This window comes from Enterobacter cloacae complex sp. ECL411 (assembly GCF_021869665.1).
Classification (GTDB): Bacteria; Pseudomonadota; Gammaproteobacteria; order Enterobacterales; family Enterobacteriaceae; genus Enterobacter; species Enterobacter intestinihominis.
On record NZ_CP091486.1, the window covers coordinates 2,002,548 to 2,023,294 of the forward strand.

At 54.4% G+C, this 20,747-nt stretch carries 22 protein-coding genes; 6 read left to right on the forward strand and 16 right to left on the reverse strand.

The window, feature by feature from the left end; genetic code table 11:
• Positions 1-18: 18 nt before the first annotated feature.
• Positions 19-1,380 (reverse strand): GGDEF domain-containing protein, encoded by a 1,362-nt coding sequence (locus L3069_RS09660; protein WP_038415948.1) that lies wholly within the window; start codon positions 1,378-1,380, stop codon positions 19-21.
• A 196-nt stretch (positions 1,381-1,576) separates the two neighbouring features.
• Positions 1,577-2,044 (reverse strand): outer membrane lipoprotein SlyB, encoded by a 468-nt coding sequence (slyB, locus tag L3069_RS09665; protein WP_022647910.1) that lies wholly within the window; start codon positions 2,042-2,044, stop codon positions 1,577-1,579.
• A 255-nt stretch (positions 2,045-2,299) separates the two neighbouring features.
• Here slyB and anmK point away from each other — a divergent pair, with 255 nt between their 5' ends.
• The 5 genes from anmK to pdxY all read left to right on the forward strand — a co-directional run bounded on the left by anmK (position 2,300) and on the right by pdxY (position 6,882).
• Positions 2,300-3,424, forward strand: a complete 1,125-nt coding sequence (gene anmK, locus L3069_RS09670) for an anhydro-N-acetylmuramic acid kinase (RefSeq protein ID WP_032624364.1) — start codon at positions 2,300-2,302, stop codon at positions 3,422-3,424.
• A 93-nt stretch (positions 3,425-3,517) separates the two neighbouring features.
• Complete coding sequence (gene mliC, locus L3069_RS09675) at positions 3,518-3,841, forward strand: C-type lysozyme inhibitor (RefSeq protein WP_022647912.1); 324 nt, start codon at positions 3,518-3,520, stop codon at positions 3,839-3,841.
• Positions 3,842-3,898: 57 nt separating this feature from the next.
• The gene (gene pdxH / locus L3069_RS09680) at positions 3,899-4,555 is read left to right on the forward strand and encodes a pyridoxamine 5'-phosphate oxidase (protein WP_003857601.1); all 657 of its coding nucleotides are present in this window, start codon (positions 3,899-3,901) and stop codon (positions 4,553-4,555) included.
• A 125-nt stretch (positions 4,556-4,680) separates the two neighbouring features.
• Positions 4,681-5,955, forward strand: coding sequence for a tyrosine--tRNA ligase (tyrS, locus tag L3069_RS09685; protein WP_038415949.1), 1,275 nt, complete (start codon positions 4,681-4,683; stop codon positions 5,953-5,955).
• Positions 5,956-6,021: 66 nt separating this feature from the next.
• On the forward strand, positions 6,022-6,882 hold the full coding sequence (gene pdxY / locus L3069_RS09690; protein ID WP_022647914.1) for a pyridoxal kinase PdxY: 861 nt from the start codon (positions 6,022-6,024) through the stop codon (positions 6,880-6,882).
• A gap of 60 nt (positions 6,883-6,942) precedes the next feature.
• Here pdxY and gstA read toward each other — a convergent pair whose 3' ends face one another.
• From gstA to blr, 12 genes are all read right to left on the reverse strand, one after another.
• Entirely contained in the window at positions 6,943-7,548 is a 606-nt protein-coding gene (gstA, locus tag L3069_RS09695) for a glutathione transferase GstA (protein WP_038415950.1), read from the reverse strand.
• A gap of 105 nt (positions 7,549-7,653) precedes the next feature.
• Positions 7,654-9,162: a dipeptide/tripeptide permease DtpA gene (gene dtpA, locus L3069_RS09700; RefSeq protein ID WP_022647916.1), complete on the reverse strand. Its 1,509-nt coding sequence runs from the start codon at positions 9,160-9,162 to the stop codon at positions 7,654-7,656.
• A gap of 608 nt (positions 9,163-9,770) precedes the next feature.
• Positions 9,771-10,406 (reverse strand): endonuclease III, encoded by a 636-nt coding sequence (nth, locus tag L3069_RS09705; RefSeq protein ID WP_015570668.1) that lies wholly within the window; start codon positions 10,404-10,406, stop codon positions 9,771-9,773.
• A complete protein-coding gene (locus tag L3069_RS09710; protein ID WP_003857592.1) occupies positions 10,403-11,089 on the reverse strand; it encodes an electron transport complex subunit E in 687 nt (228 codons plus the stop codon). The genes nth and L3069_RS09710 overlap by 4 nt, the downstream gene beginning before the upstream one ends.
• A gap of 2 nt (positions 11,090-11,091) precedes the next feature.
• Positions 11,092-11,712 carry an electron transport complex subunit RsxG gene (gene rsxG / locus L3069_RS09715; protein WP_038415952.1) on the reverse strand — a complete coding sequence of 207 codons (621 nt, stop codon included), beginning with the start codon at positions 11,710-11,712 and terminating at the stop codon, positions 11,092-11,094.
• 10 nt (positions 11,713-11,722) lie between these two features.
• Complete coding sequence (gene rsxD, locus L3069_RS09720) at positions 11,723-12,775, reverse strand: electron transport complex subunit RsxD (protein WP_038415953.1); 1,053 nt, start codon at positions 12,773-12,775, stop codon at positions 11,723-11,725.
• Complete coding sequence (gene rsxC, locus L3069_RS09725) at positions 12,776-14,797, reverse strand: electron transport complex subunit RsxC (RefSeq protein ID WP_038415954.1); 2,022 nt, start codon at positions 14,795-14,797, stop codon at positions 12,776-12,778.
• Positions 14,790-15,368 (reverse strand): electron transport complex subunit RsxB, encoded by a 579-nt coding sequence (gene rsxB, locus L3069_RS09730; protein WP_038415955.1) that lies wholly within the window; start codon positions 15,366-15,368, stop codon positions 14,790-14,792. The genes rsxC and rsxB overlap by 8 nt, the downstream gene beginning before the upstream one ends.
• Positions 15,368-15,949 carry an electron transport complex subunit RsxA gene (rsxA, locus tag L3069_RS09735; protein ID WP_022647920.1) on the reverse strand — a complete coding sequence of 194 codons (582 nt, stop codon included), beginning with the start codon at positions 15,947-15,949 and terminating at the stop codon, positions 15,368-15,370. Before rsxA ends, rsxB begins: the two co-directional genes overlap by 1 nt.
• 76 nt (positions 15,950-16,025) lie before the next feature.
• Entirely contained in the window at positions 16,026-16,466 is a 441-nt protein-coding gene (locus L3069_RS09740; protein ID WP_015570663.1) for a DUF2569 domain-containing protein, read from the reverse strand.
• An 85-nt stretch (positions 16,467-16,551) separates the two neighbouring features.
• Positions 16,552-16,767, reverse strand: coding sequence for a transcription modulator YdgT (ydgT, locus tag L3069_RS09745; RefSeq protein WP_000217941.1), 216 nt, complete (start codon positions 16,765-16,767; stop codon positions 16,552-16,554).
• A 229-nt stretch (positions 16,768-16,996) separates the two neighbouring features.
• Positions 16,997-17,122, reverse strand: a complete 126-nt coding sequence (gene blr / locus L3069_RS09750; RefSeq protein WP_151884424.1) for a division septum protein Blr — start codon at positions 17,120-17,122, stop codon at positions 16,997-16,999.
• A 239-nt stretch (positions 17,123-17,361) separates the two neighbouring features.
• On the opposite strand from blr, the gene L3069_RS09755 reads away from it, so the two are divergent.
• Entirely contained in the window at positions 17,362-18,402 is a 1,041-nt protein-coding gene (locus tag L3069_RS09755) for an oxidoreductase (RefSeq protein ID WP_023306015.1), read from the forward strand.
• Between the two features lie 56 nt (positions 18,403-18,458).
• Here the strand turns inward: L3069_RS09755 and add are convergent, their stop codons facing one another.
• Both add and L3069_RS09765 read right to left on the reverse strand, forming a co-directional pair.
• Entirely contained in the window at positions 18,459-19,457 is a 999-nt protein-coding gene (add, locus tag L3069_RS09760) for an adenosine deaminase (RefSeq protein WP_022647922.1), read from the reverse strand.
• 96 nt (positions 19,458-19,553) lie between these two features.
• The gene (locus L3069_RS09765) at positions 19,554-20,726 is read right to left on the reverse strand and encodes a MalY/PatB family protein (protein ID WP_038415956.1); all 1,173 of its coding nucleotides are present in this window, start codon (positions 20,724-20,726) and stop codon (positions 19,554-19,556) included.
• Positions 20,727-20,747 lie beyond the last annotated feature (21 nt).

Below are 20,747 nucleotides of genomic sequence, written 5' to 3' on the forward strand. Positions count from 1 at the left end.
AAATCAAGGCCTTTCTTATTATCTGAACACCACCACCCGGTTGCGCCCTGTCTCTTTTGCCTCATACATGGCTTTATCCGCGCTCTCCACGCAGGTTTCCGCACTGGTTTCCGGCGAGGTTGCGGTGAATACGCCCATGCTGATGGTAATAGGTTCCGGCAGATGACCGCCGCTGCTGGCTTTATCAAACCCGCTCAGCTTGAGGCGAATGCGCTCGGCCACCTGCCTCGCGGCGTCTGAAGGGGTATTTGTCAGCATCAACACAAACTCTTCACCACCGATTCGGGCCGCGATATCCTGGGGGCGCACGGAATCCGTCAGCAGATTAGAGACGAACTGTAATACCTTATCTCCCTGCAAATGCCCGTAACAGTCGTTGATACGCTTGAAACGGTCAAGGTCGCTTACTACCACCGATACCGGGTGTGCCTCCGTTGCAGTGCTGAGGGCGTAGTTTAATGAATCATAAAAATAGCTGCGATTATAAAGACGGGTAAGCGGGTCGCGGATTGAATTTTGATATGACTGCTGGTATTTGACGTGCGAGTCACGATACAAATTAAAGACGTCGGAAAGCAAAATGAAAATAATCATTAATGTCGCGACAGTTTCGAATAACCGGGCGCGGTACCATGATACATCTTCTACGTATCCACCTAACAACAGCATTAACAGCGTGACGACATAACAGACGCATAAAAAATTGCCGCCCGCCCAGAACAAATTTCTTATCCGGGTCACGACCATCAGGGTGATTAATGTGACAACCCAAAGAATGACCAAAATGATGTTGATGGTCTGGCTCCAGAGAATCATGAACTGCCGGGTTTCATTATCCACAAGATCCAGGGTTAACGTCGTGGAATGGCTGGAATAGAACCACGCCAGCCAAAGCATGCAGCCCGTAAAGAGAGCCGATCCGACAACAATACCGATGTGGGTGCTTCGTGAAAGGGGGGAAACGCGAAGCGTATAAAGTAAGGCTGAGGCCATCATGAGCACCGCCATTAAGAGGTGTCGGAACATATAAAAGATCATCGCGTCATTATAGTTCGCCTCGTTGAACTGATAGAGATCCAGCCAACCTGGAAAACTGGATAGCGTACCCACCATCAGCAGTGCTGAACCGGCAAAGGCTGACGCAATCGGAACGAGGTATAGCCGTTTTTTATCACACCAGTATTTCATTGCCATAAAACAGGCGATAAACAGATGGAATACCAGAAGAAAAATAGTGAGCGTAGGGAAAAATAGCGGAGAGAATGAAGGAACCCATTCAACAAGTTTTATAAAACAACCTTGTAACACGGCAATGATAAAAATGCACCCAAGTGCAAAGGCCACAAAGCGGTTCATTACAAATCGACAGTTCGCAAGCATAGAATGTTAAAAAATTAAAAAGAGGAAAAAGAGAATCAGACGAGTCTAAAGGAGGGAAATAAAAAATACTTTGCGCAGGAACAATATCAGAGGGAATTAATTATACGCCGTGTGAATGTATTTTTATAAATACATTTTTTAAAATGATAGTTTTTGTAAATGGATGCGGCCCGAAAGGACCGCATCCGTCGGGATATTAACGCGGGGAGACGGTGACCTGGCTACCGTTGCTTGCCAGTACAACACGCTGGCCTGCAGAGAAGCGAGTATTACCCTGTTTCTGCACAACCATAATGGTGCTGCCATCGTCTTTACGGATTTCCAGCTCAACGCCCTGAGTTTTGTTCATCGCACCCTGAACGCCCTGACCCGCTACGCCGCCTGCAACTGCGCCTGCTGCGGTAGCCAGAGAGCGACCGGTGCCGCCACCAATGGTGTTACCCAGGAAACCACCCAGCACAGCACCACCGATTGCGCCCACGACGTTCGTGTCATCACCACCCTGAATCTGAACAGGACGGGCATTAACGATAGTACCGTAGGTCACGTTCTGTACCTGTTTAGCTTCAGAAGCACTATATACGTCGCCGGAGAGTGAATTGTCGTTCACACAACCCGCCAGTGTTAAACCAATCAGCGAAACGCCCAGTACACGTAAAATCATTTGACTCTCCTGTTCACCAAAAAACGCCCGGTTGGGGCATCCGTTATGGCTAAATTATATGGCATTCCTGACCACAGTTCATATCTTTGCATGCCGAATAGATAAATTTTACCTGAACAGGGCTTAACGGGACATAAACAAAAACCGTCTGTGCTACAGGTCTGAGATTGTTAAAAAATATTATCACCGGATAGCAAAGCAGCGTTATTTATGATGGAGTGGTTGCACTTAGCCCATGTAACGTAAGGAAAGCGCATGAAATCGGGTCGCTATATCGGTGTTATGTCTGGTACCAGTCTTGACGGTGTGGATGTCGTTCTGGCCGCCATTGATGAAAACATGGTGGCGCAGCAGGCAAGCCTGACCTGGCCTATTCCGGTCTCGTTAAAAGAAGAGATCCTGAGCATCTGCCAGGGGCAACAGCTGACGCTTTCCCAACTGGGCCAACTGGATGTGCGTCTGGGGGCGCTGTTTGCTGATGCGGTACTGGCTCTGATGCAGCAAGAAAGACTTCATCCGCAGGATGTCGTGGCAATAGGCTGCCATGGGCAGACCGTCTGGCATGAACCTGTCGGCGAGGCGCCGCACACGATGCAAATTGGCGATAATAACCAGATTGTGGCAAAAACCGGCGTGACGGTGGTGGGGGATTTCCGTCGTCGCGATATGGCCCTCGGCGGGCAGGGGGCGCCGCTGGTTCCGGCATTTCATCAGGCGCTGCTGGCGCACCCGGTGGAGCGCAGAATGGTTCTGAACATTGGCGGGATTGCCAACCTGTCAATGCTCATTCCCGGGCAGCCCGTGCGTGGATACGATACCGGGCCCGGTAATATGCTGATGGATGCCTGGATCTGGCGTCAGAACGGTAAACCCTACGACAAAGACGCGCAGTGGGCCAGCCAGGGGAAAGTGATCCTTCCCTTGCTGCAAGCCCTGTTAAGCGATCCATTCTTTGCCCTGCCCGCGCCGAAAAGCACGGGGCGAGAGTATTTCAACTACGGCTGGCTTGAACGTCATCTGGCACGCTTCCCCGGCCTTGCGCCTCAGGATGTGCAGGCTACGCTGACTGAGCTTACCGCCGTGTCGATTTCTGAACAGGTGTTGCTCAGCGGCGGGTGCGAGCGTCTGCTGGTATGCGGAGGCGGAAGCCGCAACCCCCTCCTGATGGCACGCCTCGCCGCCCTGCTGCCGGGCACCGAAGTCACGACCACTGACGAAGCCGGGATCAGCGGAGACGACATGGAAGCGCTGGCCTTCGCCTGGCTTGCCTGGCGTACGGTTGCCGGTCTGCCCGGGAATTTACCCTCCGTAACCGGTGCGCGGGAGGCGAGCGTCCTCGGTGCTATTTTCCCGGCAAATCCGCGCCATAATCAGAGTTAACTGAAATTCAGCGGGAGGCATAACCCGTAAAATAGGGAAAAACAGGAGGGCGGTTAGGCCCTCCAGGACCAGGATAGTCTTCGGAATCTGCCCATGAAAAAACTTCTTCTCATTGCTGTACCTTTTCTTATGACCGGATGCAGCGTCTATAACCAGTTCGTTGAGCGTATGCAAACCGATACGCTGGAATATCGTTGTGATGAAAAACCGCTGACGGTGAAGCTGAACAACACTCGCCAGGAAGCCAGCTTTGTTTATGACAATAAGTTGTTGACGCTGAAGCAGGGGATGTCCGCCTCCGGGGCGCGTTACACGGATGGGATCTACGTCTTCTGGTCAAAAGGTGACAGCGCCACCGTCTATAAGCGAGACCGCATTGTGCTGAACAATTGTCAGCTGGAAAATCCGAAGCGTTGAGATTTTTGAAGGGGGCGCGCACAATAGCGCCACCCAACCTTACTTTCAGCTAACGCCATGTCAGATAACGACGAACTACAGCAAATTGCGCATCTGCGCCGTGAATACACCAAAGGCGGTCTGCGCCGCCAGGATCTTCCCGCCGAACCGCTGGTGCTTTTTGAACGCTGGCTGAAACAGGCCTGCGAAGCGAAACTGGCCGACCCGACGGCGATGGTCGTTGCCACGGTTGATGAAAACGGTCAGCCGTATCAACGCATCGTTCTTCTTAAGCATTATGACGAGAAAGGGCTGGTGTTCTACACCAACCTTGGTAGTCGTAAAGCGCATCACCTGGAAAATAATCCGCGTATTAGCCTGCTCTTCCCGTGGCATATGCTTGAGCGCCAGGTGATGGTTACCGGCAAGGCAGAGCGCCTCTCTACGCTCGAAGTGGTGAAATATTTCCACAGCCGACCGCGCGACAGTCAGATTGGCGCCTGGGTTTCTAAACAGTCCAGCCGAATCTCGGCCCGCGGCGTACTTGAAAGTAAATTCCTCGAACTCAAACAGAAGTTTCAGCAGGGTGAAGTGCCGCTGCCGAGTTTCTGGGGCGGGTTCCGCATCCCCATTGAGCAGATGGAATTCTGGCAGGGCGGTGAGCACCGCCTGCACGATCGCTTTTTATACCAGCGCGACAACGGTGGCTGGAAAATAGACCGACTGGCACCGTAATCCCCAAAATTTGTTGATTTAAGCGCTAGCGCACACCGCGCTGGCGCTTTATTCTATGGTCCTTTCGCATCAGGCGAAAAGTCGTGTACCGGCAAAGGTGCAGTCGTTTATACATGGAGAATTTGATGGCAAGCAGTAACTTGATTAAACAATTGCAAGAGCGGGGCCTGGTGGCCCAGGTGACGGATGAGGAAGCGTTAGCAGAGCGACTGGCGCAAGGCCCGATCGCGCTCTATTGCGGCTTCGATCCCACCGCTGACAGCTTGCATTTGGGGCATCTTGTTCCATTGTTATGCCTGAAACGCTTCCAGATGGCGGGTCATAAGCCTGTTGCCCTGGTTGGCGGTGCGACTGGTCTGATTGGCGACCCAAGTTTCAAAGCCGCTGAGCGTAAGCTGAATACCGAAGACACCGTGCAGGAGTGGGTGGATAAGATCCGTAAACAGGTTGCACCGTTCCTGGATTTCAACTGTGGTGACAACGCTGCGATTGCGGCGAACAACTACGACTGGTTTGGTGGCATGAACGTGCTGACGTTCCTGCGTGACATCGGCAAACACTTCTCTGTTAACCAGATGATTAACAAAGAAGCGGTCAAGCAGCGTCTTAACCGTGACGATCAGGGTATCTCTTTCACCGAGTTCTCCTACAACCTGTTGCAGGGGTATGACTTCGCCTGCCTGAACAAGCTGCACGGCGTGTCGCTGCAAATTGGCGGTTCTGACCAGTGGGGTAACATCACCTCCGGTATCGATCTGACCCGTCGTCTTCACCAGAATCAGGTGTTTGGTCTGACCGTGCCGCTGATCACCAAAGCAGACGGTACCAAGTTTGGTAAAACCGAAGGCGGCGCAGTATGGCTGGATCCGAAGAAAACCAGCCCGTACAAATTCTACCAGTTCTGGATCAACACGGCGGATGCCGATGTTTATCGCTTCCTGAAATTCTTCACCTTTATGGATATCGAAGAAATCAATGCGCTGGAAGAAGAAGACAAGAACAGCGGTAAAGCACCGCGCGCCCAGTATGTGCTGGCCGACGAAGTGACTAAACTGGTTCATGGTGAAGAAGGTCTGGCAGCGGCGAAACGCATTACGGCGAGCCTGTTCAACGGGACCCTGAGCGATTTAAGCGAAGAGGACTTCGAACAGCTTGCTCAGGATGGCGTGCCGATGGTGGAGATGGAAAAAGGCGCCGATCTGATGCAGGCGCTGGTGGACTCCGAGCTCCAGCCGTCTCGCGGTCAGGCGCGTAAAACCATCGCCTCTAACGCGATCACCATTAATGGCGAAAAACAGGCCGATCCGGAATACACCTTTACCGAGAACGACCGTCTCTATGGTCGCTACACGCTGCTGCGTCGCGGTAAGAAAAATTACTGCCTGGTCTGCTGGAAGTAATTAAAAGTACGCAGGGGCGTGGGAAACCACGCCCCTTTTGTTTTGACAGGGTTTGGTAAGTACAACATGAAGAACATCCTCGCCATTCAGTCCCACGTTGTTTTTGGACATGCTGGCAACAGCGCTGCGGAATTCCCGATGCGCCGCCTCGGGGCCAACGTCTGGCCCCTCAATACCGTTCAGTTCTCGAATCACACCCAGTACGGTAAATGGACCGGCTGCGTGATGCCGCCGTCGCATCTGACGGAGATCGTTCAGGGGATTGCGGATATCGACCAGCTTAAACGCTGCGATGCCGTACTGAGCGGTTATCTGGGTTCGGCGGAGCAGGGGGAACATATCCTCGGCATTGTGCGCCAGGTGAAAGCGGCAAACCCCGCGGCGAAATATTTCTGCGATCCGGTGATGGGACATCCGGAAAAAGGCTGCATCGTCGCGCCGGGCGTTGCGGAGTTTCATGTCCGTCATGCATTGCCTGCCAGCGATATTATTGCGCCCAACCTTATTGAACTTGAGATCCTGTGCGAGCATCCAGTCAACAGCGTAGAAGAGGCTGTACGCGCCTCTCGCGAGCTCATCGCCCAGGGGCCAGAGATTGTACTGGTTAAGCACCTGGCACGCGCAGGGTTGAGCCAGGACCGTTTTGAAATGCTGTTGGTGACGAAGGATGAAGCCTGGCACATCAGTCGACCGCTGGTGGATTTCGGTACACGTCAGCCTGTCGGGGTCGGGGATGTGACCAGCGGTTTGCTGCTGGTGAAGCTATTGCAGGGCGCAAGCCTGCGCGATGCGCTGGAGCACGTCACCGCAGCCGTTTATGAAATCATGATTGCGACGAAGACGATGCAGGAATATGAGCTCCAGGTGGTCGCGGCGCAGGATCGCATCGCGAAGCCCGAGCATTATTTCAGCGCAACCCAATTGTAAGAGCAGGGATAGTGTAGGCCGGGTAAGCGCAGCGCCACCCGGCAATACAGCGCGCTCGGATTAATTCAACCCTTCTGCCTTCAGCGCCGCTGCAACCGCAGGGCGTGCCGCTACGCGTTCCATATACGACGCAATATGATCTAATCCTTCCAGGTTCAGCTTCACCGTGCGCGCCCAGCGCAGAACGGTAAACAGATACGCATCAGCAATGGTGAAACGCGCACCGCAGATCCACTGATCGTCTTTCAGTGATTCATTAATGTACTGCATCTTTTTCTCAAGTAACGCACGTACGGTCGGTTTGTACTCTTCCGGAGTATCCGGGCGGAACAGCGGCGTAAAGCCTTTGTGCAGCTCGGTCGCGATGTAGTTAAGCCACTCAAGGGTTTTATAGCGAGAGATACTGCCTGTTGGTGCCAGCAGCTGACGATCAGGCACGTTGTCGGCCAGGTACTGCATAATCGCCACGCCTTCGGTCAGCAGCGTACCATCATCCAGCAGCAGGGCCGGAACCTGCCCTTTTGGGTTAATCGCAAAAAAGTCATCCCCGTTTTCCAGGCGCTTTTTCATCAGGTCAACGCCGTCCAGCGTGAAATCCTTACCGCTCTCGCGAAGGGTGATATGCGAAGCAAGAGAGCAGGCGCCCGGTTTATAGAACAGTTTCATCGGTAACTCCTTTTTGCTGAGGTTCCCGCTATGTTAGTGCGCGTTCAGATAAAAAAAAAGCCGCTAATCAATTAGCGGCTTCTGTTCAGTCGTTTCCGGATGACATTACGCGTTCGCGGTGTTGATCGCTTTAGCGGATTTGTCGTCGTCCTGCGTCATACGATTGAGTTTTGGTGCGGTGAGCAGCATCAGCACGGCAATTACGGCTGTCGCGATACCAATTTGCATGAACACGGTGCCGTAGACGTTCAGGGAGACCAGCGGGTCGGTAACGTTGTCCGGTACCGCCATCAGGTTCGCAATCTTACCTGCAATGATGGCTGCGCCAGCGGTCGTCAGGAACCAGCTACCCATGATGAAGCCCATCAGACGCTGAGGGACCAGCTGTGCAACCATCGCCAGGCCCAGACCGGAGATCATCAGTTCACCGATGGATTGCAGCGCATAGCTCAGGATCAGCCAGTTAACAGACACGATACCCGCGTCGGTCGCGAATTTCGTCCCCAGCGGCAGCACCAGGAATGCGCCAGAGCACAGCACCATACCGATAGCGAACTTGTGCGGCATCGGCAGACGGTCGCCCATCTTGTTATAGATAGCGGCCAGAATCGGGCTACCAATCATGATCCAGAACGGGTTCAGTGCCTGGTACTGCTCCGGCTCGAACGCGATACCCAGGATGGAGTGCTCAACGTTGCGGATTGCGAAGAAGTTCAGAGACGTCGGCATCTGGCTGTACAGGACGAAGAAGATAATCGCTTCCAGCATCAGGATGAACGCCACAATCATCTTACGACGTGCCGCACCCTGCATCGCGAAGGCTTCTTTAGCGAAGATAATCACGATACCCAACGCAACCACGGCCAGTACGGCACGTGCAATACCCTGGTTGTGCAGCAGCCAGGTCGCGACAGCGGCCAGGATCACAATGCCGACGATGGTTGCCAGCAGTTTGCCCATATGCACGGGTTCGAAGTCTGGTTTAGAACCATAATCTTTAACCCAGCTGCGACAGAACAGGAAGTTCACAACGGTGATCAGCATACCCACGAAGCTCAGCGCAAACGCTACGCTCCAGCCGAATTTCGCGGCCAGCCATGGAGTTGCCAGCATAGAGAAGAATGAACCGATGTTGATGGACATGTAGTACATGGTAAATGCACCGTCCAGACGCGGATCATCTTTGTTGTAGCAGGTAGAAAGCAGGGAGGACGGGTTAGCCTTAAAGAGGCCGTTACCTACCGCGATGGTAGCCATGCCCATGTATACCACGCCCGCATCGTGCCCGGACCATGCAACCAGGCCATAGCCAATCGCCAGAACCACGGCGCCCAGCATAATGACACGTTTCGTACCGAGGACTTTATCGCCTAACCAGCCGCCGATGGCGACCAGGCCATAGACCAGAGCGCTGAAGGACGAGAACAGCGTGATGGAATCGGCTTCGGACATACCCAGTTGCTTAACCAGGTAAACGGCCATAATCCCTTGCAGGCCGTAGTAGCCAAAACGCTCCCATAATTCGATAGAGAAAATGAGATAGAACGCTTTAGGCTGTTTGAAAGCGTTAAGACTTACGCTCTCATCTGTTGGTTTATTGTTTGCAGTAGACACATATACCTCTTTTTTTACATCCCATATTAACGGGGGTGTTCATAGCGTGATGACCGTAGTCCATCCGCTTTATAGTTATATTGGGAGGGGAAACGGCGGGTAATGTTCACTATCCAGCCCCATCTGGCAATACGTTTGTAATAATCTGTTACATATAACTGTGGTGGTATAATCATCGGTTCACGCAAATGTTATGCAGCGTTAAATTTCATCCGTTGAGAATTGGTGGTTTTTTTCACTGTAAATGAACCTGATGAATGGCTGTATGGCGATATGTTCTGCTATTTTGGGTGAAAGGCAGTGATATAGCCCATATTCTGAAAAATGACTGGTCTTATATGCGGTGAGTAAAGGATGAGATCTTGTCTGGCAAAGGCGTGGAGAGGCTTTTAACAACAAAAATCCAACATCAAGTTATCAGAGTGATCGCGATCACAGATGTATAGAAATTTTTGGTGATGAAAAAACTATTAACCTGTTTGAGTGTTAAATATCCGCAGAATCGACAACACTTTATTGACAATGAGAGGGAAAATTACGGCCAAGGGAGAAGATATCAGAGCCCTTGTTTAATCTAAGGGCTTGAACAGTAACAAGTGGATGTACCTTCAGGGATAGACTTTTTCTTTGTATTCACAGAGATCTTCGATAATGCAGGAGCCGCAGCGTGGCTTACGTGCAATACAGGTATAGCGCCCGTGAAGGATTAGCCAGTGATGGCAATCCACCTTAAATTCCGCAGGGACCACTTTTAAAAGCTTTTCTTCCACCTCTTCCACGTTTTTACCCGGCGCGAACCGGGTGCGATTAGAAACGCGGAAGATGTGAGTGTCCACGGCGATCGTCGGCCAGCCAAACGCCGTGTTGAGCACGACATTTGCCGTTTTACGCCCGACGCCTGGCAACGCTTCCAGCGCTGCGCGATCTTCCGGGACTTCACCGCCGTGCTGCTCAAGCAGGATCCGGCAGGTCTTAATGACGTTTTCGGCCTTACTGTTAAACAGGCCGATGGTCTTGATATAGGATTTTACCCCTTCAACCCCCAGCTCCAGCATAGCCTGCGGCGTATTGGCGACAGGGTAGAGCAGGGCCGTGGCTTTGTTGACGCTCACGTCAGTGGCCTGCGCAGAGAGCAGCACCGCGATCAACAGTTCAAACGGCGAGTTAAAATTCAGCTCTGTCGTTGGATGAGGATTCTCATCGCGCAGGCGCGTCAGGATCGCAATGCGTTTCTCTTTATTCATACTGCTTTCTCGGGGATCCCTTCCTGTACGCTGCGTTCAGCGGCGCGGCGTTTACGTTTTTCATCAATCAGGTATTTTAACGCCAGCATCATCCCAAGGCCAATGAAGGCGCCTGGCGGTAGCATGGCCAGCAGGAATGGGGTGTCCGTATGGAACACCTCGATACGCAGCGATTTCGCCCAGCCGCCAAGCAGCGCGTCCGCACCGTCGAAGAGCGTACCGTTGCCCAGAATTTCACGCAGAGAGCCGAGGACGAACATGGCGGCAGTCGCGCCCATGCCGATGGAAAACCCATCCAGCGCGGAAATTGCCGGGTTGTTTTTCACCGCGAAGGCTTCAGCGCGGCCCACGACTATACAGTTAGTCACGATAAGCGGAATGAAGATCCCGAGCGACTGGTACAGGCCAAATGCGTAGGCGTTAATCAGCATTTGCACGACGCTGACCACCGATGCAATGATCATGACATAAATCGGAATACGGATTTCCGATGGCGTCCAGCGGCGCAAAACAGAAATGGAGAAGTTGGTCAGGGTCAGCACCAGCGTGGTCGCCAGCCCCAGCCCGAGCGCGTTGGTGGCGGTAGACGTCACCGCCAGCAGCGGGCACAATCCCAACAGCTGTACCAATGCCGAGTTGTTCTTCCAGAGTCCCTGGACGATAACCTCTTTAACCTGGCTCATGGTCACTCCTCACAGGCGGAAAGATGATTGATCTGCGCGGGCAGCGTTTCGGCATACAGACCGGCGCGTTTGACGGCGTTGACGACCGCGCGGGGCGTAATCGTGGCGCCCGTGAACTGGTCAAACTCACCGCCATCTTTTTTCACCGCGAAAGCAGGATCGTCCTCGCCATGAATCATCTTACCGGCAAAGTGTAAAATCCAGTCGCTCAGGCGTGTTTCAATTTTGTCGCCAAGGCCCGGCGTTTCGTGATGTTCCGTCACGCGCGTACCCAGCACGGTGCCGGAAAAATCGCTGCCTACCAGCAGCTGAATTGCGCCAGAGTAACCGTCCGGCGCGGTGGCTTCCATGATGGCACCCACCGGGTTCTCGCCCTTACGGGCAATATAAACGCGGTGTGTTCCTTTACCGAGCTGCGGGGCCTGCACGACAAAGCAGCTTTTTTGCAGGTTATTATCATAGAAGTCTGATGGGATCACCTGATCGAACAACGCCTTTTGCTGCTTCATTGCCTGCTCTTCAATGGTGCTTTTCGTCAGTTCATTTACCAGCGCGGTCAGCCCGGTGAGGGCGGCGGCGAAGATCGCCAGCGTGACGCCGTGTTTTTGCATAGTCTTTAGCATGGCGTAACCCTTAGCGATGACCGTACACGCGTGGACGCGTGTAGTAGTCGATGAGCGGAACGGTGATGTTAGCCAGCAGTACGGCAAATGCCACGCCGTCCGGATAGCCACCAAAGCTGCGAATAAGCCAGACCAGCAAGCCCGCCAGCGCGCCGAAAATCAGACGACCTCGGTTGGTGGTAGAGGCGGTGACCGGATCGGTCAGAATAAAGAATGCCCCGAGCATGGTCGCGCCGGAGAGCAGATGGAGCTGCGGGCTGGCCAGTGACTCAGGTGAGATGACCCAGCCGAGCGTTGAACAGACGGCCAGCGTCACCAGGAAGCTCACTGGAATATGCCAGCGGATCGCTTTTTGTTGCAGCAGGAAGGCACCGCCCAACAGGTAGGCCAGATTGACACACTGCCAGCCCGCACCCGCCAGTACGCCGCTGTAAATAGACGATTTCATCACCTGCTCGACGCTGTGGCCGGCACGCAGGGAGGTTTTGAAGGTATCGAGCGGGGTGGCCTGGCTGATGCCATCCACGCCCATGCGAAGCGCGTTCATATCCGCGCCCATCGCGGTGTGGCCAGTAAAGATAACGTTCAGGGCATCCATAAAGCCGGGCATCGTGGCGGCGATCTCATGCGGCGGCAGCCAGCTGGTCATCTGTACCGGGAAGGAGATCAGTAGCACCACGTAACCAATCATTGCCGGGTTAAACGGGTTATGGCCCAGCCCACCGTACAGCTGCTTGGCGATGATCACCGCAAATACCGTTCCCAATACTACCATCCACCACGGGGCGAACGGGGGAATGCTGATGGCCAGCAATAGGCCGGTCAACAGGGCGGAGTTATCGCTCAGGATGCGAGTCACCTCCATTTTGCGCAGCTTCAGGATCGCTGCTTCCGCTGCGACGGCACTGGCGCAACCCAGAACTAACTGGAAAAGCGTACCCCAGCCGAAAAACCAACACTGTACGGCAATACCTGGCAACGCGGCCAGGCACACCAGCATCATAATACGCGATGTCTGGCGCTGGTTATGGGTGTAAGGGGAACTTGCAATTCTGAAAACCATTTAATCCTCGTTAACGGCTTGCTGCGCGGCTTTCTTTGCCTGAACACGCGCAATCGCGGCGGCGACTGCGGCTTTGCGTGGATCGTCGTTGGCCGCCGCAGGCCGTTCGTCCTGCTGTGCCGCTTTTCGTGCTTTGGCACGGGCGATGGCCGCTTCAACGGCGGCTTTACGTGGGTCGACAGGCGCTTCACTCTCTTCGGCAGGCTGAAGCTGTGCCGCTTTACGTGCTTTGGCGCGGGCGATAGCGGCTTCAACGGCCGCCTTGCGCGGATCGGTCGCTTCCTGTTCAACCACCACTGTCTGCTGACCGGCTTTACGGGCTTTTGCCCTGGCGATAGCCGCTTCCACCGCCGATTTACGCGGGTCTGTGTTGGCTTCCGGTTTGGCGTTTTGCGCCTTCTCCGCCTGACGTGCGCGCGCTTCGGCTTTACGCGCTTCGCGGGCGGCAATCGCTTCGCTATTGTCCGGCTTTTGGCCAGCCACGATCGCTACCGGCTGAGCGGCAGTCGCGTTCTTCTCCCGCACGCGGGCGAGGGCAGCGTTAATCGCATCCTGATCTTTCGCCGCAGGCTGCACGGCAGCCTGCTTATGGCGTTCCTGACGGGCTTGTTTCTCGCGCTCCAGTCGCGCCTGGCGCGCTTCAAAGCGGGCCTTCGCCTCAGCGGCACGTTTTTCTTCCATGGAGATAGCGTAGATTTCGGCTTTCTCCTGACGGAAGTACTGCACCAGCGGAATATTGCTTGGGCAGACCCAGGCACAGGCACCGCATTCAATACAGTCAGCCAGGTTATGCGCCTGGGCTTTATCGTGCAGCTGGCCTTTGCTGTACCAGTACAACTGCTGCGGCAGCAAGTCTGCCGGACACGCATCCGCGCAGGCGCTACAGCGTATACAACCTTTCTCTTCCTGCGTTTCGCCCATCTCCGTTGGGGAAGGGGCGAGCAGGCAGTTGGTAATCTTCACCACTGGCACATCCAGCCACGGCAGGGTAAAGCCCATCAGCGGGCCGCCCATAATGACCATCTGCTCGCTCCCCGGGCAGAAGCCAGCCTGTTCCAGCAGATGATGCACCGGCGTACCCAGACGCGCCCAGACGTTGCCGGGACGGGAGACGGACTCGCCGGTCAGCGTGACGACGCGTTCGGTCAATGGCTCGCCGTCAATCACCGCACGTTTTACCGCGTAGGCAGTACCCACGTTTTGCATCAGCACGCCGATGTCGGACGAACGGCCCCCGTGGGGGACCTGTTTTCCGGTCAGGATCTGCGTCAGCTGCTTCGCCCCGCCGGACGGGTATTTGGTCGGGATCACGCGCAGGGCGATATCATGGCTGTCCGCCAGTACCGCACGCAGCATCGAAATGGCCTGCGGTTTATTGTCTTCAATACCGATCAGCACTTCGCGGGGTTGCAGGATATGCGCAAGAATGCGAATACCTTCCACCACCTGCGCGGCACAGTCCTGCATCAGACGATCATCGGCGGTGATGTACGGTTCGCACTCGGCGGCGTTAATAATCAGCGTTTCGATTTTATCGCCGCCGCCGTGAAGTTTGGCGCCGGTCGGGAAGCCAGCGCCTCCAAGACCTGCTACGCCAAACTGATGAATGCGTTCAATCAGCGCTTCACGGCTGCGGGAACGGTAGTCGCTCCAGCCGTCACGATCGATCCAGAGATCTTCCCCGTCGGCTTCAATGATGACGCTCAGCTCAGACAACGCCGAGGGATGGGCAACGGTATGGGGGGCAACAGCCACCACCTTGCCCGAAGTCGGGGCATGTATCGGCAACATACGTCCACGACCAAAGGTCAGCGGCTGGCCGCGAAGGACGGTATCGCCTTCTTTCACGCACAGCTCGCCTTCCGCGCCGATGTGCTGTTTCAATGGCATCACGTAGCGGGTCGCCAGCGGGATTTGACGCAGCGGCGTACCGTTTGACTGGGTTTTCATTTCCGGGGGATGGATACCGCCGTCGAAGTCCCAGATCTTCTCTTTTCTGAAAGCAGAAAATAACTTAAGCATGTTGTTCCACAGGAATATTGCGAACCGGAATGGTCTGAAGATCCCATTTCCAGCTTTCGGTCGTCGTTTCAACCGGGCGGAGTTCTATACACTGCGTCGGGCAGGGGGCCACGCAGAGGTTACAGCCGGTGCACAGGTCCGCCACAACGGTGTGCATGGCGCGGGTTGTGCCTACAATGGCGTCGACAGGGCACGCCTGAATACATTTGGTGCAGCCGATGCAGTTGGCTTCGTCGATAACAGCAAGGGCACGAACGGGCTCCTGCGCCTGTTCATCGCCGTCGACAGGCTGCGGATCGACGTTCAGCAGGGCAGCTATTTTAAGCATGACCGCTTCGCCACCCGGCGCGCAGCGGTTGATCTTTTCTCCCTGCACGCCCACAGCCTCAGCGTAAGGACGGCAGCCAGGGTAGCCGCACTGCCCACACTGGCTCTGCGGCAAAAGCTCATCAATTTTTTCAACCACCGGATCGTCCTCTACCGCAAACCGGCGGGAGGCATAACCCAGAATGATGCCAAAGACGAGTCCCAGTACGCTGATGGACGCGATGGCAATCCAGATAGCACTCATTACAACTTCACCAGACCACTAAAGCCCATAAAGGCCAGAGACATTAAACCTGCGGTCACCAGAGCGATGGCGTTACCGCGAAACGGCGCGGGAATATCCGCCGCTGCCAGACGCTCGCGAATCGACGCGAACAGGACCATAACAAAAGAGAAACCGACCGCCGCGGAAAAACCGTACAGCGCCGACTGCATGAAATTATGCCCAAGGTTGATGTTGAGCAGCGCCACGCCCAGCACAGCACAGTTGGTGGTGATGAGGGGCAGAAAAATACCCAACAGGCGATACAGGGCAGGGCTGGTTTTACGCACTACCATTTCGGTAAATTGCACCACCACCGCAATGACCAGAATAAAGGACAAGGTGCGCAGGTAGAGCATGTCCAGCGGGATCAGGATCCAGGTATCAATCAGCCATGCGCAAATGGAGGCCATCGTCATCACGAAGGTGGTGGCCAGCCCCATGCCCATTGCCGTCTCCAGCTTTTTGGAGACCCCCATAAACGGGCACAGGCCAAGGAACTTCACCAGTACGAAGTTATTAACCAGCACAGTTCCGACAAAGAGCAGTAAGTAATCGGTCATTATTTAGCCTGAAATAAAAGAGCCGCCTATTATCGGATAAACGACAACAGGCCACAACAGGTTAACTGTAAGGTTATTACGGGTTAACGAAGGTCTTCTTAACGCGCGTCGACCGCTTGAAATAGGGCACCAGAAGCGCCGTTGCAAGCAACGGAAAGAGTAGCTGGCGAACCGCCAGTGCGTCAGAAACTGGCGAAAAAGCGAACGCTTTGACGGCAAGCAGCACGGAGACCAGCAGCCAGATAATGTAATGTTTCGGCACGCTTTTGCGGCGTTTGAAGAAGGCGATGGTCAGCCAAAGCGTGTAGTACCACATCGCGATTGCGAAAACGAACGACACAAACCACGTCGCAATATTGAGCGCGCTCTGAGACATCAGTGTCTGGATAGCATGAGGAGTAACCAGTGCAGTGGTGTAAAGCAACAGCGCCAGCGAAGCGCTTAATAAAGCCACCAGCAGCCATGCCAGCGGGGCGATTAACCAGCCCCCAATTCTCTCTCCAGGCAATGCGGTCATACGCTCTCCCATAGTCTGCGCGAAATGTTATACAGAAATTTGCAGGGCGGAGAGTATATAACATTTCACGCCGAAGGCTACTTTCTTATACAACGTAACGCCAGACAGATTTAGGTACTTCCCCCACGTTGAACAGACGACCGCCAGAGACGAGTTCGGCGCGACGATGGTCAGCCGCGCGGTACATATTGATGATGTCCTGATTATCCGACAGCGTGTAGTTCAGATGGTCAAACAGTTTTTCCAGGCTTTCGAGGGAATTGATCTTGCGAAATTTTAATAAATAGTCCTGAACTGTCATATTAATAAGTTTCCATATAAAAGGGTAATACCCATAAAGGTAATGCGTTCGAATAATAAACGGATTAATAAAGACGTAAACTGTCCACTCGGGTAACGCGACGAAATTAGGAGTTTTCTTTGCGAAGATTCAGGCATCAGCAGATGCCTGGAAGAGAAGGGTAACCCCGTTCATTACGGCTGGCAATACGTTCCATGACGTAATGTGTCACGCTTTATGACGATGCGGCTTACTTTTGTTGAGCAACAGTAACAGGCTCCGGCGGCTGGTAGTTATCGATATGGCTGGCAATGCCGAGCAACACGACTGAAACGCCAAGGACAATCCATCCCGCTAATTCAATGATTCGATTAATTATTGATGACATATTTTGTGTTTGTAATTTATCCATAAATACAGATTACAAATGTTACAGCGGCCTTTTCGACAGAGCAAGCGCTTTGGGAACGATTCCCGGGCCCCATATACACACTTTAATGCGAGGTAACAAAAAAAGCTGTCGCGAGATGCTATTTTAACTCACAGGGCACATTATTAATCTGTGCGTTAAGCACAAGGCCAGTGATAAATAAGCGCACAGCGAGGGGGCATACGATGAGTGAAAACATCCGCGTCGGTCTTATTGGCTACGGGTACGCAAGCAAAACCTTTCATGCGCCGCTGGTTGCCGGCACGCCGGGAATGGAACTGGCGGCTATCACAAGCAGCGATGAAACCAAAGTCCATGCCGACTGGCCAGCCGTGCCGGTGGTAACGGAGCCTAAGCATCTGTTTAACGATCCTAATATTGACCTTATTGTCATTCCCACCCCTAACGACACCCATTTCCCCCTGGCGAAAGCGGCGCTGGAGGCTGGCAAACATGTCGTTGTCGATAAGCCTTTTACCGTGACGTTGTCACAGGCGCGCGAGCTGGATGCGCTGGCGCGAAGCCTGGGTCGGTTATTGTCGGTCTTTCACAACCGGCGCTGGGATAGTGATTTCCTGACGATCAAAGCGCTGATAAACGAAGGCACGCTCGGCGAAATTGCTTTTTTTGAGTCTCACTTCGATCGTTATCGTCCGCAGGTGCGAGATCGCTGGCGCGAGCAGGCGGGACCGGGCAGCGGCATCTGGTATGACTTAGCGCCGCATCTTCTCGATCAGGCCGTTCATCTGTTTGGTCTGCCCGTAAGCATGACGGTCGATTTAGCGCAGCTCAGGCCGGGGGCGCAGACCACCGACTATTTCCACGCCGTTTTGAGTTATCCGCAGCGGCGCATTGTGCTGCACGGGACAATGCTTGCGGCGGCGGAATCGGCCCGTTATATCCTTCACGGGGCGCGCGGCAGCTATGTGAAGTTCGGCCTGGATCCGCAGGAAGAACGCCTCAAAAATGGCGAACGCTTACCGCAGGAGGACTGGGGCTACGACATGCGGGACGGGGTGGTGACGCGTGCGGAGGGTGAGGTACTGGTTGAAGAGACGGTGTTGACCCAGCCTGGGAACTATCCGGCGTATTACGCCGCAATTCGTGACGCGCTGAACGGTTCAGGTGAAAATCCGGTTCCGGCGAGCCAGGCAATCCAGATTATGGAGCTCATCGAGCTGGGGATCGAATCTGCCAAACATCGCGCAACGCTCTGTCTGGCATAGGTGCCAAACGCTTTCATAGGCCGGGTAAGCGCAGCGCCACCCGGCAGTAAAGAGGACTACTGAGCAACTTTATCGCGCAGCGCCTGTTTCTCTTCAGGCGTCAGGAAGGCGATCTCCAGCCCGTTGATTTGCGCCTGACGGATCTGCTCGCGGCTCAGCCCGGCCTGCGGCGCGGCGATGTTGTATTCGTGAATAATATCCACGCCCTGAACCGCCGGATCGTCCGTGTTCAGTGAAGCCAGCACCCCGTGTTCAAGGAAGGTTTTCAGTGGGTGTTGCGCCAGCGACGCCACTGTACTGGTCTGAATATTGGAGGTCAGGCAGGATTCGATTCCAATACGTTGTTCGGCGAGGAAATCCATCAGCGCGCGATCTTCAATGGCTTTCACACCGTGACCAATACGTTCCGCACCCAGTTCACGAATGGCCTGCCAGATGCTTTCCGGCCCCGCGGCTTCGCCCGCATGAACAGTTATATGCCATCCTGCATCACGTGCGCGGTTGAAATGAGACAGGAACAGGCTGCCCGGGAAGCCCAACTCATCACCGGCCAGGTCGATGGCGGTGATCTGGTCGCGATGCGCCAGTAACGCTTCCAGCTCCTGAAGACAGGCCGCTTCACCGAAGGTACGGCTCATAATGCCGATCAAACGCGCCTGAACGTCAAAGGTTTTGCAGCCTTCACGCACGCCTTCAATGACCGCTTCAACCACGCCCGCTACGGGGAGACTGTGGGTCATCGCCATATAGCCCGGAGAGAAACGCAGTTCGACATAGTGCAGGCCGTTGCGAGCGGCATCTTCGATGTTTTCAAAGGCGACACGGCGACAGGCATCGAGCGAGGCCAGCATCTTCACACCCCAGTCAAGCTTGCTCAGAAAACTTACCAGATCCGGCTCGTTCGATGTCACCTGGACATGGGGGATCAGGGTTTCAAGCGTTTCGGCAGGAAGCGTTAAATTGAACTGGCGACCAAGATCGAGAATAGTTTGGGCACGAATGTTCCCGTCGAGGTGGCGGTGAATATCAGTTAAAGGCAGGCGTGTATCAATCATGGTCGCACTCTTTGCTGGTTAAAGTGCGCCATATTATAAAAACAAAACGGGGGAAAAAGCTATTTGCGCAAGGGAATATTCCGTTGCGCAAATTATTTACAGCAGAGTGTTGATGCCAGCGATAAGGCGTTGAACGCCCTGTTCAAGCTTACTACGCGGACAGCCAGCGTTCAGTCGCACATAGCCTTTACCTTCATCCCCATAAGTATATCCCGGCATGATGGCCACTTTTTGCTGTTCAATCAGCACGTTTTGCAGCGTATTGTCATCAATACCGAGTGGGCTGAGATCAATCCAGGCCAGATAGGTGGCCTCTGGCGGTTGCCAGTTGAGTGTCGGAAATGCAGCATTCAGTTCGTCAGCAATGTAGCGCAGGTTTTCTTCGAGATAGGTCCGCAGCGCGTCTAGCCAGGGTTCGCCCTGCCGGTAAGCAGCAATGTGCGCGGTCAGCGCCAGCACGGAAGGGGAAGAGAGTCCGTCCCGCCCTTTTAAGGCATTCAGATAGGCGTTACGGCTGTCGTCATCGGCGATAAGCCCCCAAGCGCCCGTCAGTGCCGGAATATTGAAGCTTTTGGAGCCCGAGGTCAGCAGCGCCCATTTACCGTCCGCAACCTCATTCCACGGGGTATGGCGATGCGTGCCCCATACCATGTCCATATGAATTTCGTCGCTGATTACCGCCACATCATGACGGCTGCAAAGCGTTGTAATTGTGGCCAGCTCTTCCCGCGTCCAGACTTTGCCGGTCGGATTTTGCGGGCTACACAGCAGCAGAACTGTGTTTTCCGGTTTTGCCAGCGCCGCTTCCAGCGCGGCCATATTGCCGTCCCAGCCACGCGCCGTTTTCTGCATCGGCACGGAAACAACGGTACGCTGGTTGCCTTCAATGGCTTTATAAAAGGCATCGTAAGCCGGGGTATGAACCACCACGCCGTCGCCAGGCGCGGACCATATGCGGATCAGCTCCGAGACCATATAAATGACCGACGGCCCATACACTACGGTTTCGGTATCAATCTGACTGTTAAAGCGTTGCCGGAACCAGTGCGCCACGGCAGCCAGAAATTCGTTATTTTTCCAGCGGCTGTAGCCAAACACGCCGTGGTTGATGCGCTGGTGCAGCGCATCGGTAATACAGGGAGCGGTAGCGAAATCCATATCAGAGATGGTGAAGGGCAGCAGGTCGGCAGCCCCAAAACGGTCAGCGACATAATCCCACTGGGTACACCAGGTGCCGTGTCGATCCACGACGGTAGAAAAATCAAACATGACGGTGCTCCGTAAAGTAAA